Below are 21,220 nucleotides of genomic sequence, written 5' to 3'. Positions count from 1 at the left end.
GAATTAACGCACTGCGGGTCATGCCTCTTTTTTTTGCCTAAGAAAATTATTGTAAGAATGATATGTTTTTGAAATAATTGGAATTAAGTTAAAGAGCAGTAAAAGTAATAATGTTTTTGGAGGTGATTAATATGGGTGCGTACAATGGCGGGGATCTTTTATTTCAATTTTTTAGTTTTGGATTAATTATTTTACTTATCGTACTAACCGTCTTCCTCTTTCGTTCATATTCACAAAGATGGAAAAAACTCGATAAAATAGAGAAAAAATTGGATACGATTATGGAGCAAGTAAAAAAAATGAATGATTAAAATGAAAAAGCATCCCTGAATAGTCTTTTCCAGAGATGCTTACTCTTTTCCTCTAACTACACGGCAGATTTGATTGGAATTTTCACCAATATTGATTCTTCCGATCGAATTTGACAAAAGTTCAAGTTGTTCCGCAAATTGAAGTTCTTGTTCAGTTTCATATGTTGGCGTTTTTGTAGTCATTTCTTCATCCTGCTTTTTCATCCCACTCACTTCCTTAAGATAAGGATCACCAAATCATGTGGTAAAATATAGTAAAAGGAAAAATTAATCATACACGAAGGCATAAGAAAGGGGGTTTTATAACTATGGCAGAAATAGCTCATGTTGTTGCTCTTAATCATTTTTTGATGGTTGCCTCTGCAGTCATTTTATTTATACTCATTACATACTTATTCATGAGAAGGGCAGCAGCTCCTCAGGAAATGGAGTTTACTTTGAAGAAAGGTGTCAGGAAATTTATCTTTAATTTTTTACATTCGGCAATGGCTGGTTTTCTATTCTACCTAGTCAATAATGAAAAAACAGGTGCCATGATGTTTTTCGTTCTATTCTTAATCGTGTTGTTACTATTACCAGAGAAGACATACGAATCCAAGTCCATCAAGGCAAAAATCATATCCAGCGTTTTCTTATTAGTGCTAGTGATTTTAACATCATTATGGACTGCCAGTATCAGTGTTAAAGGCATTGCATGGTTAATTATTTTTATGGCGTATTTACTTGAAAAAATTGAAAAGAAGGTTTTTATCTTGGATAACAATAGTAGTCACGGGTTATAGCATTAAAGGAAAAAGCTTGGGGAAATCCCAAGCTTTTTGTGTGCTCGTTGTGAGAAAGGGATCAGGTCCCCTTGTTCATACTAACCTCACTTCCCACCATTCCTAGGCAAAGTCACCATTATCGTCGTGCCTTTCCCTAATTCACTTTGGGCCCGGATCTCGCCGTGGTGCATATCGATGATCTTTTTGACGATCGACAGCCCGAGTCCGCTGCCTTCTGTCGTGCGGGTCCTCGATGGGTCGGCTTTGTAAAAGCGCTCGAACATATGCATGATAGCTTCTTCATCCATCCCGATGCCTGAATCTTTGATCGTCACCATCAATCGATTTTCATCGACTTCGCGCACCGCAACAGAAATCGTTCCGCCAGACGGAGTGAATTTGATGCTGTTATGGATGAGGTTGATCCACACTTGATCCATCAAATCCTTGTCGGCCATGATCACTTGGTTATCGAGCGAAATGTCCATCTCCAATTCCTTTTCCGTCCATTGCGGTTCACAGGAGAGGATGATGCGGCGCAGCTGGTGGTCGAGCCGGTAGCTGGTCAATTCAAAAGGAGGGTGCTCGGACTCCAATGACGTCAGCTTCAGCAGGTTGTCGCTTAACTTCGATAGCCGGATTCCTTCCTTTTCGATGATGTCCAAATAATGCTTCCGCGCCTCTGGTGTCAGCTGTTCACTTTTCAAAGCGTGGGCGAATCCGCTGATGGAGGTCAACGGAGACTGGAATTCATGCGAGACGTTCGAGATGAATTCCTGGCGCATCTGTTCCATCGCCCCAAGCCTCGACGCCATGTGCGTGATGTTCTCGATGAGATGATAATACGGATGCCTGGGATTTGGAACCTGTTTCTTATAATAAGAAAGATCAATATTGAAATTTCCCTCGGCCATCATTTTCATCGCGTTGATCAGTGGGGTCATGAATGCCTGCTGCCGGTCCTGTACCCACTTGATTCGTGTGATTAGGAACATGCAGCAGCCAAACAGGATGAAGCCGAAAATCGAATTGATGATCTGCGTCATATAGAGGCTCGGCGTGTAATCCCATTTTGGAAACACCCACGATGTGAGCCAGTAGGAAGCGGACCAGCACAAGGTCAAGGCAAGGAAAATGGAAACAAATCCGAATGCGCGTTTTCCGATTTCCTTCACAGTCATGCCTTCACCTCCAGGCGGTACCCAAGCCCGCGGATCGTCGTGATTTTAAACGGACAATCCTCATGTGAAAAACGCTGCCGCAGCCGTTTGATGTGCACATCCACCGTCCGTTCGTCCCCTTCGTAGTCATAGCCCCAAATATCCTCGATCAACTGCTCCCGCGAAAACGTCTTGGTCGGATTGAATGCCAGCTTAAACAGAAGTTCGAACTCCTTCAGCGGCAGGGTGATGTCTTTTTTTCCGTCAAAGACGTTATGTGAAGCACGGTCGATGACGATGCTTCCGATTTCAATTTTATTGGACACCGAGATTTGAAAACGTTTGAGCAGCGCCTTGACGCGTGCAGTCAGTTCGGCCGGTGCGAACGGCTTCACCATATAATCATCCGTACCGAGGTCGAAGCCCTTCACCTTTTGCGTCACCTCGCCCTTCGCCGTCAGCATCAGGATCGGAATCGAATCGGAATAATACGTGCGCACCTCCTGGCAAAATGTCCAGCCGTCCATCTTCGGCATCATGATATCCAAGATGATCAGGTCGATCTGAGTCGACGCCAGGACTTCCAGTGCCGATTCCCCATCCGTCGCCTCCACTATCGACATCCCCTCTTTGGAGAGGAGGACGCGGACCAGCTCCCGAATATGCGGATCGTCATCCACAATCAATACTTTCGCCATGCGGATCACTCCTTTGTATGTATTCTGCCCACTTCATGTCCCTTCATTTTACCAATAATGGAAAAGGGGAAGAAGAGCAGGATCTGACGAATAGGATATCTATAGCATACATCGGATTTATGAACGGAATATGAACTGAGGTTGTAACGGATATTTTTTCATAAAGCACTTTTTTAACTTTTGTTGCTTTTCATCAAGGGGATTTTTTGCAATAAGAAAACCGCCTTGGTAAAAAGACGGTTTGTTAAGCGATCCTTTTCCGTTCGTTTAATCATGTGGTGAATTTGCTTACTTCATTGTGACTTAAAATATCCCCAAGATTTAACCAGGAAATCGGAATTTCCATCTCTCCAATTTCGGTTTTTCCAAAATTACCGTGGCAATCTGAACCAGCTGTAATCAACAAACCATGTTCTTTGCAGGTGGACAGGCAATCTTCTGTGACTTCATGGGAATGCGTTGGATAATAACATTCAATGCCATCAATCCCTAAATTAATTAATCTAGTTATTTCTCTCTTAAAATCGTTCCTTTCAGCAACCTTTATTACTCTTCCTGGATGAGCAAGAATTGCCTTCCCGCCTGCACTGTGAATATGATTGCATACCATGCTGACAGAGGGAAATTCAATACAGTCAAATGATAGTTCGTATTTTGAATAGAATTCAAAACCTGCTGTCAAGCTGCTGGTAATCCCCTTTTCCACAAAATAATGCAATGCCTTCCAACCACCGTTTTTTCGGTCATAATGATAATGTAAGTATTCCTCTAGAGATATGTTATTGTATTCCCTTTGCATCCTCACTATGAGCCGCTCATCCAAAGACTCAAAAAGCAATCTGTTTTTTTTCGTGAATTCTCTAAACCTTTCATTATTTAAATCCATTCCATAACCCAATATATGCAGATTTTTCCCTCTATCTAATGCGTCCAATTCTACACCAGATATTAACAATAGTTCTTTTTCATCATTTAGCTTTAGTATTTCTCTTGAACCTTCTAGCACATTGTGGTCGGTAATCGCTATTAAACCTAACCCTTTCTCTGCTGCTTTAGCTATAACCTCTTCGGGAGACATCGTTTCATCGGAAAATAAAGAGTGAATATGTAAGTCAGCAAATTTATGATTCATTTTAATATCAGCTCCGTAACAAATTTATATAAATCAACATTCGCTTTTGAGGATCATATTCCCTTCCTATGTAACAAAAGCAATAAAACTTTGTTGCAACACCGTTAAAACCGTCCATTCGTTTTTTCAGACGGTGTAGTAGCTATTGACGTTTTGGATATAGTAAGGAAAATCAAAAAACCTTACGATTACATTCTTTCATCAAGTTTGTGGCCTGAGAAAGTCTAAAGAATAATCCGCTTTTTATGGTATTATTTGTATAAAAGCTTATTCAGCACGGATGAAAGCTTTATTGAGGGAAAAGGGGGAAGAGTGATGATTGACATGTTAAAGATTGTAGCTGCCTTAGCTTTGGGCTACTTGATAGGCAGCATGAATACAGCGGTGATTGTTGGAAAAATATACGGCAGGGACATCAGGAGTCATGGAAGCGGAAATGCCGGGCTTACGAATACGTTGAGGGTCCTTGGGAAATCTGCCGCGATATTTGTTCTTGCGGGAGATATATTAAAAGGGGTCATTGCCTGCTTTGTCGGATTGTCACTCCATGTTTACCTTTTTTCTGGAGAAGCGCAAGATTGCGTAAGCCTTTTGGCCGCAGGTGCTGGAGTGGTGATCGGGCATAATTGGCCGGTATATTTTGGGTTTAAAGGGGGCAAGGGAGCACTTACAGCAGTGGCTGTGCTGTTTATGATTAACTGGATCATGGCCCTGTTATGCGTTGGCTTTTTTGTGATGATCGTCGCCTTGACCCGTTATGTTTCATTGGGCTCAGTAAGTGCAACAATCCTTTTTGCAGCAATTTCATTCATTCCAGCTTTCGGGAACACCTTTTACTTTTATATATTTGCGTTTCTAATGGCGTGTATGGTTATTTTCAGGCATTTGGAAAATATAAAGAGGCTGTTTTCAGGAACTGAAAATAAACTTAATTTTACGCGGGGTTGAGCACCTTGGAAATGTCAATGCTATAGAAATATTAGGGGGGAGCATATGAAAAAATTCGGATCGATTTTAGGGGGCATTGCTCTAGTCATCATAATATTAGCAAGTATCTCAACCATCATGTCCCATGTGAAATTTTATTCATTTGAACATAACAAGAAGGTCACAACCGAAACAAAAGTTGTAAATGCGGATGAACTTTGGCATATCATCTTTCCCCAATCGATATTGGCCGAGAAATTAGACAATTCCACTAAATATTCATTAATAGTTAAAGAAATGAGAAAGAATTTTAATGAACTGTTTGATGAGTTAAACATGATTATAAATAGTCCTGATGTCAAAGTGAAAATTACCTATCCAATAACTACATACAAAGACAAAGATCAGACAATTCGATTTGTATCCGGTAAGGCCGAAATACTAGAAGTAAATGAAAACGGGCAATGGAAAGATTTTAATGGTACGTGGCGTGATTTATATAACTCTCTTAACAAGCGTTAAAGGACTTCGGCGACAATCTCGTTCATTCAGCGAAAGGGGTAATTATGGGTAGAAGATTTAATATATGGTCATTTTATTTATGCTTAATCGTTCTATTGTTTTTAATGAACTTGATTTTTTCGGATTGGAAGGTATCTCCTCCATCTTACATTCTATGGATTCTTTCCGTAATCTCCTTTATTCTCGGGATAATCGGATTTAGAGATAAAACGAATAAACGATCAAGGATTCGAAGCTGGTTTACTGTTATTCTTTCACCGCTGTTATCTTTAGTTCTTTTTCTTGGTGTCATTCGATTTCTATTTATTTCAGAAGATTTATTTAAAACGACGGTTTCTCCAGATGATAATTATAAGATAGAATTTTACCTTACAAATGGCGGTGCCACTACATCGTTTGGTGTAATAGGTAAATTAGATGGTCCTTTTTGGTTTAAAAAAACGATTTATCATGCATACCCAATGGACCACGTCAAAGTAAAATGGGTAGACAATCATACTGTTTGGATAAATAATCATATTTTGGACCTAAAAAAAGGCGAAACCTATTCTGAGTGAGGAAAGAAAGCTTTTCCTTTATTCCATAAAAGGTCTCGTCTTTCCGATCATAGACTATTATTGCGATGGGATGTTGAAATTTTCCCTGTGGGGTACAACATCATCAGCAGTAGGGTTATTTAACCGAAAGAAAAATCGTGAATTTAAGAAAGAATCTTAAGTTAAAAAGGACGGTAATGGGAATAGAAGACCACAGCCGCCCTTGTTTTTCTATATATCACGCAGCGCATTCACCAGATATCTTCGAAAACCACGAAGATATCTGCGAAATTCTCATTTTATCTACGAAATCAAAGATTTATCTGCGAAAAATACCAATATATCGATTATTCGACATCTCTCGCCAAAATTTTTATATTTCGCGCGAATACTACATTATGAAAAACGTCTCCGCATATTAATGAATAAACCTATTCTCCAAACATTTCCATTTAATGTTAAAATTAATTAAACTTTTAAAAATCAAAGGGGGGATTTCATGAAAAAATTCTTCTTTCTCACAGTGTGTTTCCTGCTGATTACCTTAACGGCCTGCAGTGAAAAAGAACAAACGATTGATATGAATAGGGTAAGTAAAGAGACTATGATCACAAAAAAATATCTCGAAGAAAAAGGCTACACATTGGTTTCATTCGTCGGTAAGTCCAGGGAAGTCCTCACAAAAGAATACCTTGCATCCATCAGGGGCCAGCAGGAATGGAAGGTACAGCCGGTCAAACCCGATCCATTCATCGGAAAGGCGATCCAAAGAGTCACATTCGTTGTAAAAAACCATCCTTTGAATAAACAATACCATGGCGAAATAAGAGTCACGGTCTTTCTTTATCAAAACAAAGTCATAGGCGGCACATCGTTTGCGCCTGAAAATGACGGAGCGGTTCATTCCTTGGATGGGAAAAATGACTGACCATCCCCGCCGGCAGAAAGCGTCCGCCCGCAGTGGGAATCAGCTCACAACATCATCCACAGCAGGAAATTCCCCTATCACTGTGTAATTATAAATAAAACAGATTGAATTTTCCGATTATAATGGATTGATTAAATATCACGGAACAAGCAGGGAGGAAATAAAGAATGAAACACCTCTATTTAACGGATGACCACGAAATCTTCCGCAGCTCATTACGGAAGTTCCTCGAGAAGGAAGCCTATCCCTATTATGAACAGTGGGAGGAGGAGCGGATGATCCCGCGCTCCTTCTGGACGAAGATGGGGCAGCAGGGATACCTCTGTCCGGATATCGATGAACAATATGGTGGAAGCGAGGTCGACTGGGGCTTCTCGGTCATCATCAACGAAGAGCTCGAGCGGGTCGGCTCGAGCCTCGTCGGCATCGGGCTGCATAATGATATCGTCGTTCCGTATTTGACGGCTTTCGGGACCGATGAGCAGAAAAAACGCTGGCTGCCGAAATGCGCGACCGGTGAAATCATCACGGCGATCGCCATGACTGAACCAGGGACGGGATCGGATCTTGCCAACATCAAAACAACTGCCGTCCTGAAAGACGACCACTACGTCTTGAATGGCCAAAAGACGTTCATCACCAACGGCATTCAATCGGACCTCGTCGTTGTTGCCTGTAAAACGGATCCAAAGGCGAATCCGAAGCATAAGGGAGTGAGTCTGCTCGTGGTAGAACGCGATGCCCCGGGCTTTTCAAGGGGCAGGAAGCTGAACAAAGTCGGACTCCACGCGCAGGACACCGCAGAACTCATATTCGAGGATTGCCTCGTCCCGAAGGAAAATCTTCTCGGCGAAGAAGGCAAAGGCTTCCTTTATCTAATGGATAAACTGCAGCAGGAGCGCCTGTTGGTGGCGATTGCCGCCCAGACGGCTTCTGAGGTGATGCTGAAGCAGACGATGGACTATGTGAAAAGCCGGGAAGCGTTCGGCAAGCCGGTGAGCAAATTCCAGAACACGCAATTCAAGATCGCGGAAATGGCGACAGAGGTTGAAATGGGCAGAGCATTCCTCGACCAGCTGATCGCGGAGCATATCGGCGGGAAGGATATCGTGACGAAGGTGTCGATGGCGAAGTGGAAGCTGACTGAGATCGCCCGGAACATCGCCGCGGAGTGCATGCAGCTCCATGGCGGATACGGTTATATGGAAGAATACGAGATTGCCAGGAGATTCCGCGACATCCCCGTCGCAAGCATCTACGCCGGCACGAACGAAATCATGAAAACAATCATTGCCAAAAACTTAGGATTATAGAAAGGAAGATGAACATGCGCGAAGTTGTAATCGTAGAAGGGGTCCGGACCCCGGTGGGAAGAAGGAATGGAGTACTGAAGGATATAAGGCCGGATGATCTGGCGGCAAAAGTGTTGAGCGAGCTCGTGAAACGGGCGGGGATCGAAGCTGGTCTTGTCGAGGATATCATTCTTGGCTGTGTGACGCAGTCAGGCGAACAGGCAGGCGACATTGCCCGGGTGGCTGCGCTGAATGCCGGCTTTCCGATTGAAGTGCCGGGCACAACGATTGACCGTCAGTGCGGATCGAGTCAGCAGGCCGTCCACTTTGCAGCCCAGGCGATCCTTGCAGGCGACATGGATATCGTGATCGCCGGTGGTGTCGAGTGCATGTCGCGCGTGCCGATGGGATCAAACTATCAGGGAGCAGACCCATATAGCCCGAACCTGAGGGAGCGCTACGAAATGATCCATCAAGGCTTATCAGCGGAAAAAATCGCGGAGAAATACGGATTCACCCGTGCGGAGCTTGACGAGTTCTCGACGGAAAGCCACCGCCGCGCATTGAAGGCCCAGGCGGAAGGTTTTTTCAAAAAGGAAATCATGCCGCTTGAGGTGACGCTCGAAAACGGTGAAACGACTGTCGTGACGGATGATTCAGGTCCAAGGGAAGGCACGACGCCGGGAGTCCTCGCTGGACTGAAGACAGTTTTCAAGGAAGACGGCGTCATCCATGCGGGCAACTCCAGCCAAATCAGCGACGGGGCTGCCGTGCTTCTTTTGATGAGCCGCGACAAGGCAGAAGAACTGGGCTTGAAGCCGCGCTTCAAGGTGCACACAAGGGTCGTGGTCGGTTCCGACCCGACGTTGATGCTGACAGGACCGATCCCGGCGACGGAAAAAGTCTTGAAAAAATCAGGATTGAAGCTTGAGGATATCGATGTGTTTGAGGTGAACGAAGCCTTTGCCCCAGTCCCGATGGCTTGGCTAAAAGAGACTGGCGCCGACCCGGCCAAACTCAATCCGAACGGCGGTGCAATCGCACTCGGACATCCGCTAGGTGCCAGTGGTGCCCGTCTGATGCTGACGATGATGAGTGAGCTCGAAAAATCCGGCGGCCGCTATGGACTGCAGACGATGTGTGAAGGGCACGGCATGGCGAATGCGACCATCATCGAACGCCTCGATTGAATCACGAAAGGGGAGAGAGGCCATGCTGGAGGGAATCAAGGTTGTTGATTTTACGACCTATATACCGGGGCCATTTGCGACCTTAAGGCTGGCGGAGCTGGGGGCGAAAGTGATCAAGGTCGAAGCCCCCGACGGCGATCCTGCCAGGCATAACGGAAATGGAAGTGTCTACAAAGCCCATAACCGCGGCAAAAAGAGCATCACCTTGAATCTGAAGCATGAAGAAGGGAAAAGGATTGCCATCGGATTGCTGAAACAAGCCGATGCTGTCATCGAGAGCTTCCGGCCCGGCGTCATGGAAAAGCTCGGCCTTGGCTACAAAGAGGTCAGCGAAATCAATCCGAAAGTGGTCTACTGCTCGATCACCGGCTACGGAAAAGAAGGAAAAATGGCAGCGCTCGGCAGCCATGATCTTAATTACATGAGCCTGAGCGGTGCACTGGCCCAGCTGAAGGATGCGTCCGGAAGACCTGTCCACCCGAGGCACACCTTTGCCGACTACATCGGCGGGATGGCCGCAAGTGAACGGGTCCTTGCCGGCCTCGTTGCCCGCGGTGTTTCAGGAAAAGGAAGCTATCACTGCCTCTCGCTTGTCGATGCGCTTGCTTCCATGATGACCAACCATGTTCTCATCGAAAAAGAAACGGGCTACTCGAATGGCGTCGAGGTACTGAATGGCACCGTCATTTCCTATCACCTATATGAAACAAAAGACGGACGCTATATCAGCCTAGGTGCCCTCGAACCGAAATTCTGGCACAGCTTCTGTCAGGCGCTCGGCCGGGAAGATTGGCTCTCTGCCCACTATTCCAAACCGGATCCAAGCAACTCTGTCTTTATTGAATTGACCGATCTTTTCAAAAGCAAAGCCCTCTCAGAATGGGCCGCTTTCGGTGAAAAAGTGGACTGCTGCCTGGCGCCTGTTCTGGAAGCAAGAGAGCTTGCAGAATATCCTTATTTTCAGGAGAAAGATTTCGTTTCCCGTGAAGGCTTTGTGAAAATGCATGCGGACTTAGATCATGGGGAAATGTCGTCCCCGCCTGAAAGAGGGGAGCAGACGGAAGCGATCCTAAAAGAATGGCTTGGTGCGGATGATGGGCAGATCCTGGCTTGGAAGGAGCAGCGGGTTATTTAGAAGACATTGTTAAAGTTTATTATTGTTATGAGATCGTTTCCAGATGTTGATTGGAGTGCAAGTCGTAGACTCCTCGAAAATGCTTCCACATTTTCTTCGTGCGGTGTTGACTCAATGAAGCTGGTTCAATGTCCAGCGGGATTAGGGGGACAGGTGAGACCCCGCAGAAAGCGAAGACTTGCATGGAAATCAACAGCGGTGTTTGACAGAGCCGTTTAGAAAAACTAATAGTTGAATAGCTCTGAAGGGTGCGAACACACAGAAAATAGCAGTCCAATCAGCAATATAGTTGGCTGTTTCTTTATCGTTATTAGTGGGGAATCAAAATAAAAGCTAATTGGCATAGGGGCAACAAAATGTTTTGAAAAAGCAATTACTGCGTTTAGAGAAGCAAATGACCAATTGGCCATAAAAGAAATTGAAACCTTAATGGAGTGAAGAAGAGAATCAGGTCTTTCACCTATCCATCAATCCCCCATAAACTGAAAAAAGGGGTGATGAATATGGAGAAATACTTTCGTCCATCTTGCCTAAAAGCCTTAAATTTAAGATTTGAGAGTTCGGAGTTCTATGCACATTTTTCTGGAAAAACGTATGATCAAATCAAGTTGCCTCCTGAATTGACGAGCACCCCGGAGGATACTCTTCTTAACTATTTTAGCGTCCTGCGTGAAGCTGATAACATCTATGGAAGGAGCTGCGGCACGGTAGGTCAAGCACGTATTCCATTTCCGATTGCCTATAATTTTCTGTCTAAAGAGTATCAAAATCAATTAAGCTATGATGAATATGTTCGTTCTTTTGCCGGGATCGGGCATACGAGTTTGATCAAGCTTTTACGGGTGCCCGATGAAAAAAGAGGAATAAAATTTTTTTATGAAATTGAAACAATTGAGGGGAAGCTGGGGAAGCGGGCTGAATATTTTGGCTACTCATACGGATACATCCATCTTGTTTATCAAAATGAGGGTTTTAGAATTTCAGAATTGAGTAAAATGGAAGAAGATTTTTTGTGCGCACCCTATCATGGCTGGGACCAGAGTGGGGAGGACGTGGTAGCAATTAAATATGGGGGTTGGTGCAAATTGGTCCAGCACATATACCCGACTGAGAAAAATGGATACTTTAAAAATATTTACTTCCATGGCACGGATGGAGCTGATTATTGTTTTATTTATGTGACATTGACGAATGGAACGGACGTAGAAATCGCTCAATTCAAGAGAAAAAGCAATGAAAAGTGGAAACAGATTAAAATAATACCGGAAGAGGAATGTTTAACTGAAAAACGTTGCGATGATTGATATTGTATTATTGGAATGGGTTCGGAGATTCGTGCCAACTTTGACTTTTGCCATAATGACCACAATGGCAGCGTTAATTTTTCAATAAGGGAGTCAATATGGATAATAACGTTTTTGAAGATTACCTTGAACATCAGAATCAATCTCAAAGTGGAATGAATACGGCAAAGAAAGATAAGAAAAAGCTAGTTTCTCTAAGAGAATCCTAGCTATTTCATTCAGGTAAACGGTATGTTTACTTTTCAGTTGTCGAACTTACATCAGAAATGATGATTTGACTTCCAAGCAAAGGGGATTCGTTTGATCCAGTTCCATTTAGGGACTGTTTATGGGCATTTTTAAACGCATCACTTTCACGCCAAGTTTTGAAGTCCTCTAAATTGTCCCAGTACATATTCACGTTCATTTCATCAAATTCCTTATTGTCATGGCTGATTAATACTTCTGTTTTTATAAAGCCTTTGAATTCATGAATTTGCTGGTCTTTCGTGAAGGATGGTGCGATATGGGCGGCAAATCCTTTTTTGGTTTTGATGCGGTTTGTGATAACAATCATTCTAAACACTCCTTTTGATCAAATTTTTAACAGACGACTCATTTTCCACTAACGCACAGCTGGTAGCATCTTTTAAAATTACTGTAGCAGCAAGGTTCCATCTTCCATATGATAGACTTGATCACAATAACCCAGCATACGTTCATCGTGAGTGACCATCAGGGCCGCTTTGTTTCGTTTTTTAACTTCATCCGCAATTAATTGGACAACCTCATGGGCACGCTTAGAATCTAGACTGGCAGTCGGCTCGTCAGCAAGAATTACGCTTGGCTGATTGAATAGGGCACGAGCAATGGCTACGCGTTGACGCTCACCGCCGGATAGTTCATTTGGCATTTTGGATAACTTATTTCGCAATCCAATCCCTGTCAGTAAATCCTTTGCAAACTGATAATCTTCTTTATTGATTTTACCAGCCATTTTTTTTATGAGAACTAACTGGTCGAGAACAGATAAATATGGAATTAGATTTGAAGATTGTAAAATGAAACCTATTTCATTTAAACGGAAATCTGCGAGCTGCTTCGCATTTAACGCTGCCACATCTTGACCGTTAACCGTCAACTTTCCAGACGTTGGTTTGATTAATGCACCAATAATGGATAGTAATGTGCTTTTTCCTGATCCAGAAGGACCCACAATGGCCACTAATTCTCCAGGATTCACTGAAATGGATGCTTCTTTGAGAGCCGTTACAGTGGAAGTTCCCTCATAATATTTTTTCGTCACTTGCTTTAATTGAATCCCACTCATCTATTCCACTCTCCCTAAAGCTGTCAACGGATCGATTTTGGTGATTTGCCGGACAGAAATAATTGAGCTTAGCAGGCTAATAATTAATAACGCGACTGCATATGAGACTACAAGTTTAGTATCTAAATCAAAGGGCATGTTTTGGGGCAATGCAAGAGCAGTTAAATAAGTTAATCCGATTCCTGCCGTAATACCCACTAAAGATAAGAGAAACACCTGTGCAACAATTGAATTTGATAAGAATCGATTGGATGCACCAATCGCCTTCATCACTCCAAATTGTGGAGTTTTCTGTATGGTAATAACATAGAAGAAAACCGCAATGATGAATGCTGAAATCACAATCAGGAATGCAAGCATCATCAAGATCGTTCCGCTTTCTTCCTTATACCCCGGCATGCCTTTCACAGCTGTTGATTTCGTCACAGTTTCAATCCCTTTGATTTCTTTATCAAGCTTTCCAGGGTTCAATTTCGGTGCATCCAACGTAATGGCTTGAACGGGTTTATTTACTCCATTATCAGAACCCGGTGCTGCATATTGGTAGTCCCTCCATGTATTCATATTTGTAAATAATGCAGGTAGATGGTTGAATGTTTCATTTTCGACAAAGCCGATAATGGTCAATTTCATTTTGGAGTTGGATACAAGAAGCTCATCCCCGATTTTGTATCCGGCATCCTTTAAACTCTTATTGGCAAGAACCCCGAATCTCTTGCTTGTAGAAAGTTGTTTCCCGTCTATTACGGTTGGCTCAATAAATGATCCTGCATTAATTCCAAGTAAAGCGACATCTGTTTTCTGGTTATTGTCATTTGTTTTCTCTTTCGAAATCGACGCCACAGATGAACCGAAACCAGCGGCATGTTTGACATTTTTGTTTTTGCGAACCTCATCGATTACATCACTTGAAATAATAGACTTATTAAAGGTGGCACCAGCTGATTTCTCATACACTACATAATTTGCATGTAAGTTTTTAATGGTTGCAGCACTCAGGGTCGAGAGGCCATTCCCAAGTCCTGATAATATAAAAACCAGCCATGCAATGAGAATGATGATAATGCTCATCATCAAATATCGAAACTTCGAATGTTTTAATTCTTTTATGGCTAAAAACACGATTAAACTCTCCTTTCTACACAAGTTACACATGTGTCACTTTTGCGCAAAAAAATAACTTATATGCTACAAAAATTATTATACATATAAGTTACACTCTTGTCACTTATTTTTTATAATGCCATTTAAAATCATCTTCTTTGTATGTTCAAGGACCTTTTCAGATGCCATCCCGGAGTGATTCGGAATGGATATGCTTTGAAAGATAAACCCGATTAACAGCTCATTTGGCAGATCCATATCGATGTAACCATCCGTCTTTCCTTGTTGTACCATGTGGAAGAGAGGCTTATATAATTCATGATGCATCTGTGAAAGATGATTTTGCTTCTCTTCCAAAAGCGGTGCATCTTTTGTATTAATAAGGCCTTGTATCCCAAGGATCAAATGTAAATCTTTGTACTGAAATATTTTTTGCAGCAGCAAATCAATCTTTTCTAGAAATGGCATCTCCTTTGGAATAGAGGAAAAACTAGAAAGGGTATTCTTCATTTCCTCTAACATTAAATCTAATAACAACTCATCCTTATTTCGATAATACTTATAAATTGCTGCACGTGAAACATTTAACTCAGCTGCTAACTGCCCAATCGTAAAGCCTTCATAGCCGGTTTGAATGATTAGTTTCTTTGCACTGACGAATAAATCAACTGTATTGAATTTCCGCTCTCTCCCCATATGATTACCTTCTTTCAACTCATTCCTCAATATATCCAGTATTTCATCTAAGTATCAGGCTCATTCCCAGCGTCGACAATAAAACTATATTATCTAACTTGGGTATAAAAGTTCATAAATAGTTTGGGGCAATTTTTAAACAGCCCCAGCATAATTTTATCAGTCTCCCACACTTGTATCAATGTCGTACAAAAGGTTTACCGGTAAAGGGATGAAGCCTTAATCACTTCTGTGTCTTTTTATGAACTTGAAACTCCGAATATCCGCAGAGGAGGAAAAAACTTGAAACCATCCCCGCAATCAATCGTACCTATAAAGTAACGATTAGAAAATGGGGGATGGTGTGAAATGCGCGGGTTGTCGATGACAAGTGATACGGACTTTAGTGGTCATCAACTGGAGATCTTCTTTTGCTTCTCGATTTTTTTCATTTTGGCGATATGGGTTTACTATGATACGGACAAATACTTGACTGGCGGGTGGAGACATTTCTATTGGATTGCCACACTGTTAACCGGACCGATCGGACTTGTTTTTTATTTATATAAAAGAAGGGATATGGAGTTTTAATTTAGGATCTGTTTTTACACCGCTGTTGATTTCCGTGCAAGACTTCGCTTTCCGCGGGGCGGGCGGTGAGCCTCCTCTGCTTCGCTTGGGGCATTGCCTTGCTCGCTGATACCTCCGGAGTTTCGCACCTTCTACTTCAATCAACAACATATGTTGAATTAACAAAATACTAATTAGTGTAAACCAGTATAAAAAATCAATGCTTCCTGCTGGTTTTGTCAAATTCCAATTTTAGTATGGGTCTTTCTCTATTCGTTTGCTGAGAATTTGAAAGTATTTTAGAAATTCTTTCAAAAAACTATAAAAATAAAGGTGGTATTTAAAATCAAAACATTTCTCAAGATTTTTGGTCTAGAATTATTAGTTATTTTCTTTTATACCGTTAATGGGGCATACGCAACAATTACAGCGCCTACTAATCCTTTTTTTCAATACATAGGATTATTGCCTTTGGCTTTGGGAGTATACTTCTATCTATTAAAAACAAATAAATGGGGAAATTACCTTTCTTTGGATAATTTGAAACCTTTGAAGGAAATGACGCTCCTCTGTTCTCCGTTGCTATTAATATTAGCGATATTATTCATTGGCAATGGCGGAATAGATACTTCCTCAATCTCCCATTTATTCTTGGTGTTAGGCACACAAATTCTCATTGTTGCCTTTATTGAAGAAATATTTTATCGAGGATTTATGCTAAACATTCTCATATCTAAGGGTTTTAGATTTGCAGTTCTTACATCAAGCGTGCTTTTTGGATTGACTCACTCTTTACAACTTCTGGGCGGACAATCTCTCGAACAAACAATTTTGCAAATAATGTATGCTTTCTTTACAGGGTTAGTTCTTTCTTTATTAATCGTGAACAAACAATCGATTCTAGTCACGATCATTTTCCACGGTCTTAATAATTCGTTTATTATGTTGAAACAAACCGATGGACCACCTATTTACCTCTACCTGATTGTCGGTATACTTATTGTGTATGCTGCTATTTTATGGATGAAAGCTTCAAAAGCCGAAAATACTGTCCTTAACAAAATTAATAACTTGTCATTTTAGAAGTCTTTAAGTATAAGATGCATTGACTAAATGGGAATTCATCTCACATTCATGGTAAAAAGCTTGAGGTTATAATATTTCCTCAAGCTTTTTGTCTGATGTTAAGTTGATTTTCGCTGCAGGATGCTCGCTTCAATCAACATAAAAATTGTTTCCATTGCTTTAACAATTTATTAACTCCTGATCAAATGGTCAAACGCACCCAATGCAGCGGCGGCACCGGAGCCCATCGAAATGATGATCTGCTTATAAGGGGTGTCGGTACAATCTCCTGCAGCGAAGACGCCTGGGACGTTGGTCGTGCCACGCTTATCGACGACGATCTCGCCCAATCGCGTCCGATCGATTGCATCGCCGAGCCAGTCGGTGTTCGGGACGAGGCCGATTTGGACAAAGACGCCCTGCAATTCTACGTGATGCTCTTCGCATGTTTCACGATCCTTGTACGTAATGCCATCGACTTTGTCCGTACCGGTGAATTCGGTTGTATGGGCATTACGGATGACGGTGACGTTCGGCAGGCGGTGAAGACGGTCTTGAAGGACGGCATCTGCTTTCAGCTCAGGGTTGAATTCAAGGACGGTGACATGCTTGACGATTCCCTATATAAATCTAAAAATTCTAGTATTGAGAGGGGGTTTGGATGTGTGGAGGAAAGGAGGAGAATCAAAAAAGTGGGATGATCAGTGGGAGAATGGAAGGATTTTATTAAATTGATTCTCATTTTCATTAATATTTTTGCAAATCTCTTTTCTAAAAGGATATTGATTTTGCTGATAGGATTTGAATTAATCTTTTGTTAAAGTCTGTATATAGAAGTCAGACTTACGGGGGGAGAAATATGAAGATTGAATTAACTAGATTTAGGGTTAAAAAAGGTAAAACGGAACGGGTTGATGAATGGCTAAAGTTCTTAAACGATAATATGACAGATGTTCTTGTTACCTTGGAAGGAGAACAGATGTATGTGGAGACCATTTTCAGGGAACATCTGAATGGTGAAGAGTTTCTGTATTGGTATTCAGTCCAAGGGGAAGGCGGGCAAGAGGTAGAGCACTCTGAACATTGGATTGATAAAAAGCATTTGGAATTCTGGAATGAATGTATAGACGAAGCATACAAGCCAATTGACTTGAAAACTGAAGTTGTCATGATACCTTCAAAAGTAAAGAATAGTATGATTTGATACTTGGACCTCTTAGCTAGAGGTCTTCTTTATGGATTAAATTCAATTGCAGTGATTTTACAAAAAAAAGCTGCCTCCACATATTCATGCAGAGGCATCCAAGTCATTATGTAAAAAGATTAATGCACATTCATATCGTCCTTATAAAAATAAGGATGCTTCTCACCGATTTCCTCAAAAGTCCCCGTTCCCAAAATCGGTTCAACACAGGTTTTGGCGCATCCGATATGAAACAATGAGTAGATGCTGTCCAAGTACACCATATCGTCCGTTTCGAATTGTTCTCCGCAAACGCTGCAGCGGATGGAAGAATAGATAGTCATTTCAACATCCTTTCTAATAGGTTGATAGTTTGTATGTATGTTAGTTACCGTGTTATTTCATGCATTCCATCACATCAACTTGAAGCCGGTCCAAGCTGATTCCCATGGCTTCAGCTATTTTAAAAAGAGTAAGGCTTTCTGGAATTCTTTCTCCCCGTTCAATCTTGCCAATCATCGTTACAGAAAGGTCAGCCATTTCCTCTAGTTTTTCCTGAGACCAGCCGATTTCTATCCTTCTTAAACGTATGTGTTTCCCTAAACAATGACCGAAAATTTCCCGCTCTGTCAAAGGATTCGCCCCTTTTTTCAACCATTATCAAGTTGAGGGAATTGGGGGACCAGAGACAGTGAGTATCATTATGTTAATATATGTTAATTTTTCAAGTTTTTTTATGTGCTATTCACTAGAGGATGTGTAAGGTCGATTTCCGCTGCAGGATGCTCGCTTTCCGAGGGGCGTGCGGTGAGCCTCCTCGCTCCGCTGCGGGGTCTCACCTGTCACGCTATTCCCTCCGGAGTCTCGCACCTTCCGCTCCAATCAACAACATATTGAATTAACAATTAGATAAGTACTGTAAACTAGCATAAAAGATGAATGTTTCCTGCTAGTTCTTGTGAAATTCCAATTTTAGAAAAATAATAGTTTGTAGGACTGATCTTTTAAATAGGAGGAAAAGCAATGCCGACATATAACAAATTGGTTCGCGATAAAATCCCGGGGATTATTGAATCGAATGGAGAGAAGTTCTCAACAAGAATCCTCTCGGAAGAAGAATACATAACAGAATTGAAGAAAAAGAGCTTTGAAGAATTAGAAGAGTATTGCGAGGCAGAAACAAGAGAAGAGGCTTTGGAGGAGTTAGCTGACTTAATGGAAATCGTTCATGCATTTGCCGCTTCGCATGGAAGTACTTTAGAGGAAGTGGAAAAAATCCGCCAAGAGAAAGCAGCAGAACGAGGTGCATTTGATAAGAAGATTTTCTTGATTGAGGTGGAGGATTAGCTATACCAAGGATGGGTTTACATGCAAATCGAGAGAGGTAAGTCTGTATTTCCCAATTAATCAAGTAATCTAACCATTTATTGTCAAAATAGGGCGTCTTTTGTAGTATAATGTAAACTATCACAAACAGTTGGAGTGTTAAGATGGCTTACACTATACCGGAGACGATCCGATCGTCGGCTACGGCTGGTGAGAGGTTGTTGTTTCGTACGTTGAAGACGTATTTGCCAGATGATTATATTGTGTATTATGAACCTGAGATTCATGGGAAGAGGCCGGACTTTGTCATTATTGGACCGGACTTGGGTCTTGTGGTGTTAGAGGTAAAGGATTACACAAAGAGTACGTTGTTTCAGTTGAACCATGATGAATGGATTTTATATACGTCTTCAGGGGAGCAAAGGAAGACAAAGAATCCTCTGAAGCAGGCCAGGGATTATGTGTTTCAAATTGCGGATGTGTTGAAGAAGGATAAGAATCTCGTCCAGTTGGAAGGGAAATATCAATTTCAGTTGAAATTCCCTTATGGATTCGGAGCGGTGTTTACCCGTTTGCATCAGAAGGATTTTATTGAAAATGGATTGTATGCGGTGGTGGAACCGTCATTCTGTTTGACGAGGGATGAGATTGATCCGGATAAAGACGGGTTCTCAGAAGAAATATTAATCGAGAAGATCCTGAACATGTTCACGATTCCGTACCGGCTGCAAAAGCCGCTTACGAAGGAAGACATGGATGCGATCAGGTATCACTTATTTCCTGAAGTGCGGATTAGTGCTGAGTTCAAGCAACCTGTCCCGTACCAGGATCAACTCTTACTTTCGTTACATGACATTAAAGCGATGGATTTGCATCAAGAAAATTTGGCGAAGCAAATTGGGGATAAAAACCGGTTAATCCGGGGAGTAGCAGGCAGCGGAAAGACGCTCATTTTGGCGAGCAGAGCAAAGCTGCTCGCCAAAGAACAGCCAGATTGGAAAATCTTGATTCTCTGCTACAACATTTCCCTCGCACGAAACATTGAGCAGATTGTCTTCCATATGATGAATGAACCTGATAATCTTTTTGATTTTGACTTCTCCTGCTCTGAAGATACGAAAGAGAAGAAGCATCATATCTCCGTTCGAAATTTTCATTCATGGCTGAAGAATGATCTTAAGATTCATGAAAAAGAGCTGCCTACCGTGCTCAAAAAGATTAAAAATGGGGAAGCCATTCTCCCTACATATGATGCCATATTAATAGACGAGGGGCAGGACTTCGAATCCTCCTGGTTTGAACTGGTCACAAACCTTCTCAACCCAGAAACGAAATCTCTTCTATTAGTAGAGGACCGCGCCCAGTCCATCTACAAGCGTAAAAGAAGTTATTTGCAGGATATGGGCCTCAGTTTTCAAGGAAGATCGAAAGTGCTGAGCATCAATTATCGCAACACCGCTCAAGTGGTGAAGTTTGCCTGGGACTTCTATAAAACGCATTCCTCGTTAAAAAATAAGGTTGTGACGAGAGAATTCGAAGGTGAGATTATTGCTCCTCAAAGTACACGGAGGAAAGGGATTGAGCCAGCCATACTCAAGACAGATCACTTCCATCAGGAAGCGAGAATCGTAGCAAGACAAATCAAAAAACTGAATAAAGAAAAGCATGTACCGTTCTCGGAAATGCTCATTCTCTATCGCATTAAGAAATCGTTCACCACAAACTACATCGATATTCTAAAGCGCGAACTTCAAAAAGAACAGATCGACTATTTCTGGCTAACGGAAAACAGTGAATCTAAGCGGAGCTTCGAGAAGGATGACAACCGGGTCAAGATCAGTACAATCGACAGCAGCAAGGGACTCGACTTTCAAGCCGTCTTCATTGTAAATGTAGATAACATGCCATTTGCACTTGAGGAGGATGTGGAAAGAGAAGTCTCCCTTCTCTATATCGGCATGACCCGCGCAAAGGAATATTTGTGCTTATCATATTCCGGAGAATCCGAATTCACTCGTTACTTCGATCAATGCCTTCTCGAGAGGAAAGAACAGAAGAAAACCAGTGAAAAAAGTGGATGATGAAAAAA

General features: G+C 42.1%; 25 protein-coding genes and 1 pseudogene. 15 read left to right on the top strand and 11 right to left on the bottom strand.

What is annotated here, in order from left to right:
• The first annotated feature begins 131 nt into the window (after window positions 1-131).
• The gene (locus tag D9X91_RS16915; RefSeq protein WP_121681834.1) at window positions 132-311 is read left to right on the top strand and encodes a DUF4083 family protein; all 180 of its coding nucleotides are present in this window, start codon (window positions 132-134) and stop codon (window positions 309-311) included.
• Between the two features lie 39 nt (window positions 312-350).
• Here the strand turns inward: D9X91_RS16915 and D9X91_RS22590 are convergent, their stop codons facing one another.
• Entirely contained in the window at window positions 351-515 is a 165-nt protein-coding gene (locus D9X91_RS22590; RefSeq protein WP_158598348.1) for a hypothetical protein, read from the bottom strand.
• Window positions 516-619: 104 nt separating this feature from the next.
• Here D9X91_RS22590 and D9X91_RS16910 point away from each other — a divergent pair, with 104 nt between their 5' ends.
• On the top strand, window positions 620-1,093 hold the full coding sequence (locus D9X91_RS16910) for a hypothetical protein (RefSeq protein WP_121681833.1): 474 nt from the start codon (window positions 620-622) through the stop codon (window positions 1,091-1,093).
• Between the two features lie 86 nt (window positions 1,094-1,179).
• Here D9X91_RS16910 and D9X91_RS16905 read toward each other — a convergent pair whose 3' ends face one another.
• The 3 genes from D9X91_RS16905 to D9X91_RS16895 form a co-directional block, all read right to left on the bottom strand.
• Window positions 1,180-2,256, bottom strand: coding sequence for a sensor histidine kinase (locus D9X91_RS16905; protein WP_121681832.1), 1,077 nt, complete (start codon window positions 2,254-2,256; stop codon window positions 1,180-1,182).
• On the bottom strand, window positions 2,253-2,933 hold the full coding sequence (locus tag D9X91_RS16900; RefSeq protein ID WP_121681831.1) for a response regulator transcription factor: 681 nt from the start codon (window positions 2,931-2,933) through the stop codon (window positions 2,253-2,255). Before D9X91_RS16900 ends, D9X91_RS16905 begins: the two co-directional genes overlap by 4 nt.
• Window positions 2,934-3,204: 271 nt before the next feature.
• Window positions 3,205-4,065, bottom strand: coding sequence for a PHP domain-containing protein (locus D9X91_RS16895; protein ID WP_121681830.1), 861 nt, complete (start codon window positions 4,063-4,065; stop codon window positions 3,205-3,207).
• Window positions 4,066-4,380: 315 nt separating this feature from the next.
• On the opposite strand from D9X91_RS16895, the gene plsY reads away from it, so the two are divergent.
• The 8 genes from plsY (at window position 4,381) to D9X91_RS16855 (ending at window position 11,899) form a co-directional block, all read left to right on the top strand.
• On the top strand, window positions 4,381-5,013 hold the full coding sequence (gene plsY / locus D9X91_RS16890; protein WP_121681829.1) for a glycerol-3-phosphate 1-O-acyltransferase PlsY: 633 nt from the start codon (window positions 4,381-4,383) through the stop codon (window positions 5,011-5,013).
• 45 nt (window positions 5,014-5,058) lie between these two features.
• Window positions 5,059-5,514: a hypothetical protein gene (locus D9X91_RS16885; RefSeq protein ID WP_121681828.1), complete on the top strand. Its 456-nt coding sequence runs from the start codon at window positions 5,059-5,061 to the stop codon at window positions 5,512-5,514.
• Window positions 5,515-5,558: 44 nt separating this feature from the next.
• Window positions 5,559-6,071, top strand: coding sequence for a DUF5412 family protein (locus D9X91_RS22585; RefSeq protein ID WP_233569831.1), 513 nt, complete (start codon window positions 5,559-5,561; stop codon window positions 6,069-6,071).
• 478 nt (window positions 6,072-6,549) lie between these two features.
• Window positions 6,550-6,978 (top strand): hypothetical protein, encoded by a 429-nt coding sequence (locus D9X91_RS16875; RefSeq protein WP_121681827.1) that lies wholly within the window; start codon window positions 6,550-6,552, stop codon window positions 6,976-6,978.
• 167 nt (window positions 6,979-7,145) lie between these two features.
• Window positions 7,146-8,291 carry an acyl-CoA dehydrogenase family protein gene (locus D9X91_RS16870; protein ID WP_121681826.1) on the top strand — a complete coding sequence of 382 codons (1,146 nt, stop codon included), beginning with the start codon at window positions 7,146-7,148 and terminating at the stop codon, window positions 8,289-8,291.
• Window positions 8,292-8,305: 14 nt separating this feature from the next.
• Window positions 8,306-9,460: a thiolase family protein gene (locus D9X91_RS16865; RefSeq protein ID WP_121681825.1), complete on the top strand. Its 1,155-nt coding sequence runs from the start codon at window positions 8,306-8,308 to the stop codon at window positions 9,458-9,460.
• A 22-nt stretch (window positions 9,461-9,482) separates the two neighbouring features.
• Window positions 9,483-10,595, top strand: a complete 1,113-nt coding sequence (locus D9X91_RS16860) for a CaiB/BaiF CoA transferase family protein (RefSeq protein ID WP_121681824.1) — start codon at window positions 9,483-9,485, stop codon at window positions 10,593-10,595.
• Window positions 10,596-11,098: 503 nt separating this feature from the next.
• On the top strand, window positions 11,099-11,899 hold the full coding sequence (locus D9X91_RS16855) for a hypothetical protein (RefSeq protein WP_121681823.1): 801 nt from the start codon (window positions 11,099-11,101) through the stop codon (window positions 11,897-11,899).
• Window positions 11,900-12,134: 235 nt separating this feature from the next.
• On the opposite strand, the gene D9X91_RS16850 is transcribed toward D9X91_RS16855, so the two are convergent.
• The 4 genes from D9X91_RS16850 to D9X91_RS16835 form a co-directional block, all read right to left on the bottom strand.
• The gene (locus D9X91_RS16850) at window positions 12,135-12,455 is read right to left on the bottom strand and encodes a heme oxygenase (RefSeq protein ID WP_121681822.1); all 321 of its coding nucleotides are present in this window, start codon (window positions 12,453-12,455) and stop codon (window positions 12,135-12,137) included.
• Window positions 12,456-12,533: 78 nt separating this feature from the next.
• A complete protein-coding gene (locus D9X91_RS16845) occupies window positions 12,534-13,208 on the bottom strand; it encodes an ABC transporter ATP-binding protein (protein ID WP_121681821.1) in 675 nt (224 codons plus the stop codon).
• Window positions 13,209-14,330, bottom strand: coding sequence for an ABC transporter permease (locus D9X91_RS16840; protein ID WP_121681820.1), 1,122 nt, complete (start codon window positions 14,328-14,330; stop codon window positions 13,209-13,211).
• Between the two features lie 102 nt (window positions 14,331-14,432).
• Window positions 14,433-15,008, bottom strand: coding sequence for a TetR/AcrR family transcriptional regulator (locus D9X91_RS16835; protein ID WP_121681819.1), 576 nt, complete (start codon window positions 15,006-15,008; stop codon window positions 14,433-14,435).
• A gap of 348 nt (window positions 15,009-15,356) precedes the next feature.
• Between D9X91_RS16835 and D9X91_RS16830 the strand changes: the two genes are divergently transcribed.
• Together D9X91_RS16830 and D9X91_RS16825 are read left to right on the top strand one after the other, a co-directional pair.
• On the top strand, window positions 15,357-15,578 hold the full coding sequence (locus D9X91_RS16830; RefSeq protein ID WP_121681818.1) for a hypothetical protein: 222 nt from the start codon (window positions 15,357-15,359) through the stop codon (window positions 15,576-15,578).
• A 450-nt stretch (window positions 15,579-16,028) separates the two neighbouring features.
• Window positions 16,029-16,640 carry a CPBP family intramembrane glutamic endopeptidase gene (locus D9X91_RS16825; RefSeq protein ID WP_233569830.1) on the top strand — a complete coding sequence of 204 codons (612 nt, stop codon included), beginning with the start codon at window positions 16,029-16,031 and terminating at the stop codon, window positions 16,638-16,640.
• Window positions 16,641-16,813: 173 nt separating this feature from the next.
• Here D9X91_RS16825 and D9X91_RS16820 read toward each other — a convergent pair.
• A pseudogene (locus tag D9X91_RS16820) lies at window positions 16,814-17,242 on the bottom strand (FAD-dependent oxidoreductase); the annotation flags it as partial.
• Window positions 17,243-17,481: 239 nt separating this feature from the next.
• On the opposite strand from D9X91_RS16820, the gene D9X91_RS16815 reads away from it, so the two are divergent.
• The gene (locus D9X91_RS16815) at window positions 17,482-17,826 is read left to right on the top strand and encodes a DUF6176 family protein (protein ID WP_121681816.1); all 345 of its coding nucleotides are present in this window, start codon (window positions 17,482-17,484) and stop codon (window positions 17,824-17,826) included.
• Between the two features lie 119 nt (window positions 17,827-17,945).
• On the opposite strand, the gene D9X91_RS16810 is transcribed toward D9X91_RS16815, so the two are convergent.
• Window positions 17,946-18,149, bottom strand: a complete 204-nt coding sequence (locus D9X91_RS16810) for a hypothetical protein (protein WP_121681815.1) — start codon at window positions 18,147-18,149, stop codon at window positions 17,946-17,948.
• A 52-nt stretch (window positions 18,150-18,201) separates the two neighbouring features.
• Window positions 18,202-18,438 (bottom strand): helix-turn-helix domain-containing protein, encoded by a 237-nt coding sequence (locus tag D9X91_RS16805; protein WP_121681814.1) that lies wholly within the window; start codon window positions 18,436-18,438, stop codon window positions 18,202-18,204.
• Between the two features lie 390 nt (window positions 18,439-18,828).
• On the opposite strand from D9X91_RS16805, the gene D9X91_RS16800 reads away from it, so the two are divergent.
• On the top strand, window positions 18,829-19,152 hold the full coding sequence (locus tag D9X91_RS16800) for a nucleoside triphosphate pyrophosphohydrolase (RefSeq protein WP_121681813.1): 324 nt from the start codon (window positions 18,829-18,831) through the stop codon (window positions 19,150-19,152).
• 143 nt (window positions 19,153-19,295) lie between these two features.
• Entirely contained in the window at window positions 19,296-21,212 is a 1,917-nt protein-coding gene (locus D9X91_RS16795) for a 3'-5' exonuclease (RefSeq protein WP_121681812.1), read from the top strand.
• Window positions 21,213-21,220 lie beyond the last annotated feature (8 nt).

Origin of the sequence: Falsibacillus albus (assembly GCF_003668575.1) — a bacterium.
GTDB classification, from domain to species: Bacteria; Bacillota; Bacilli; order Bacillales; family DSM-25281; genus Falsibacillus; species Falsibacillus albus.
Note: the sequence above shows the minus strand (reverse complement) of the source record. Positions and strands in the feature narration are given on the sequence as shown.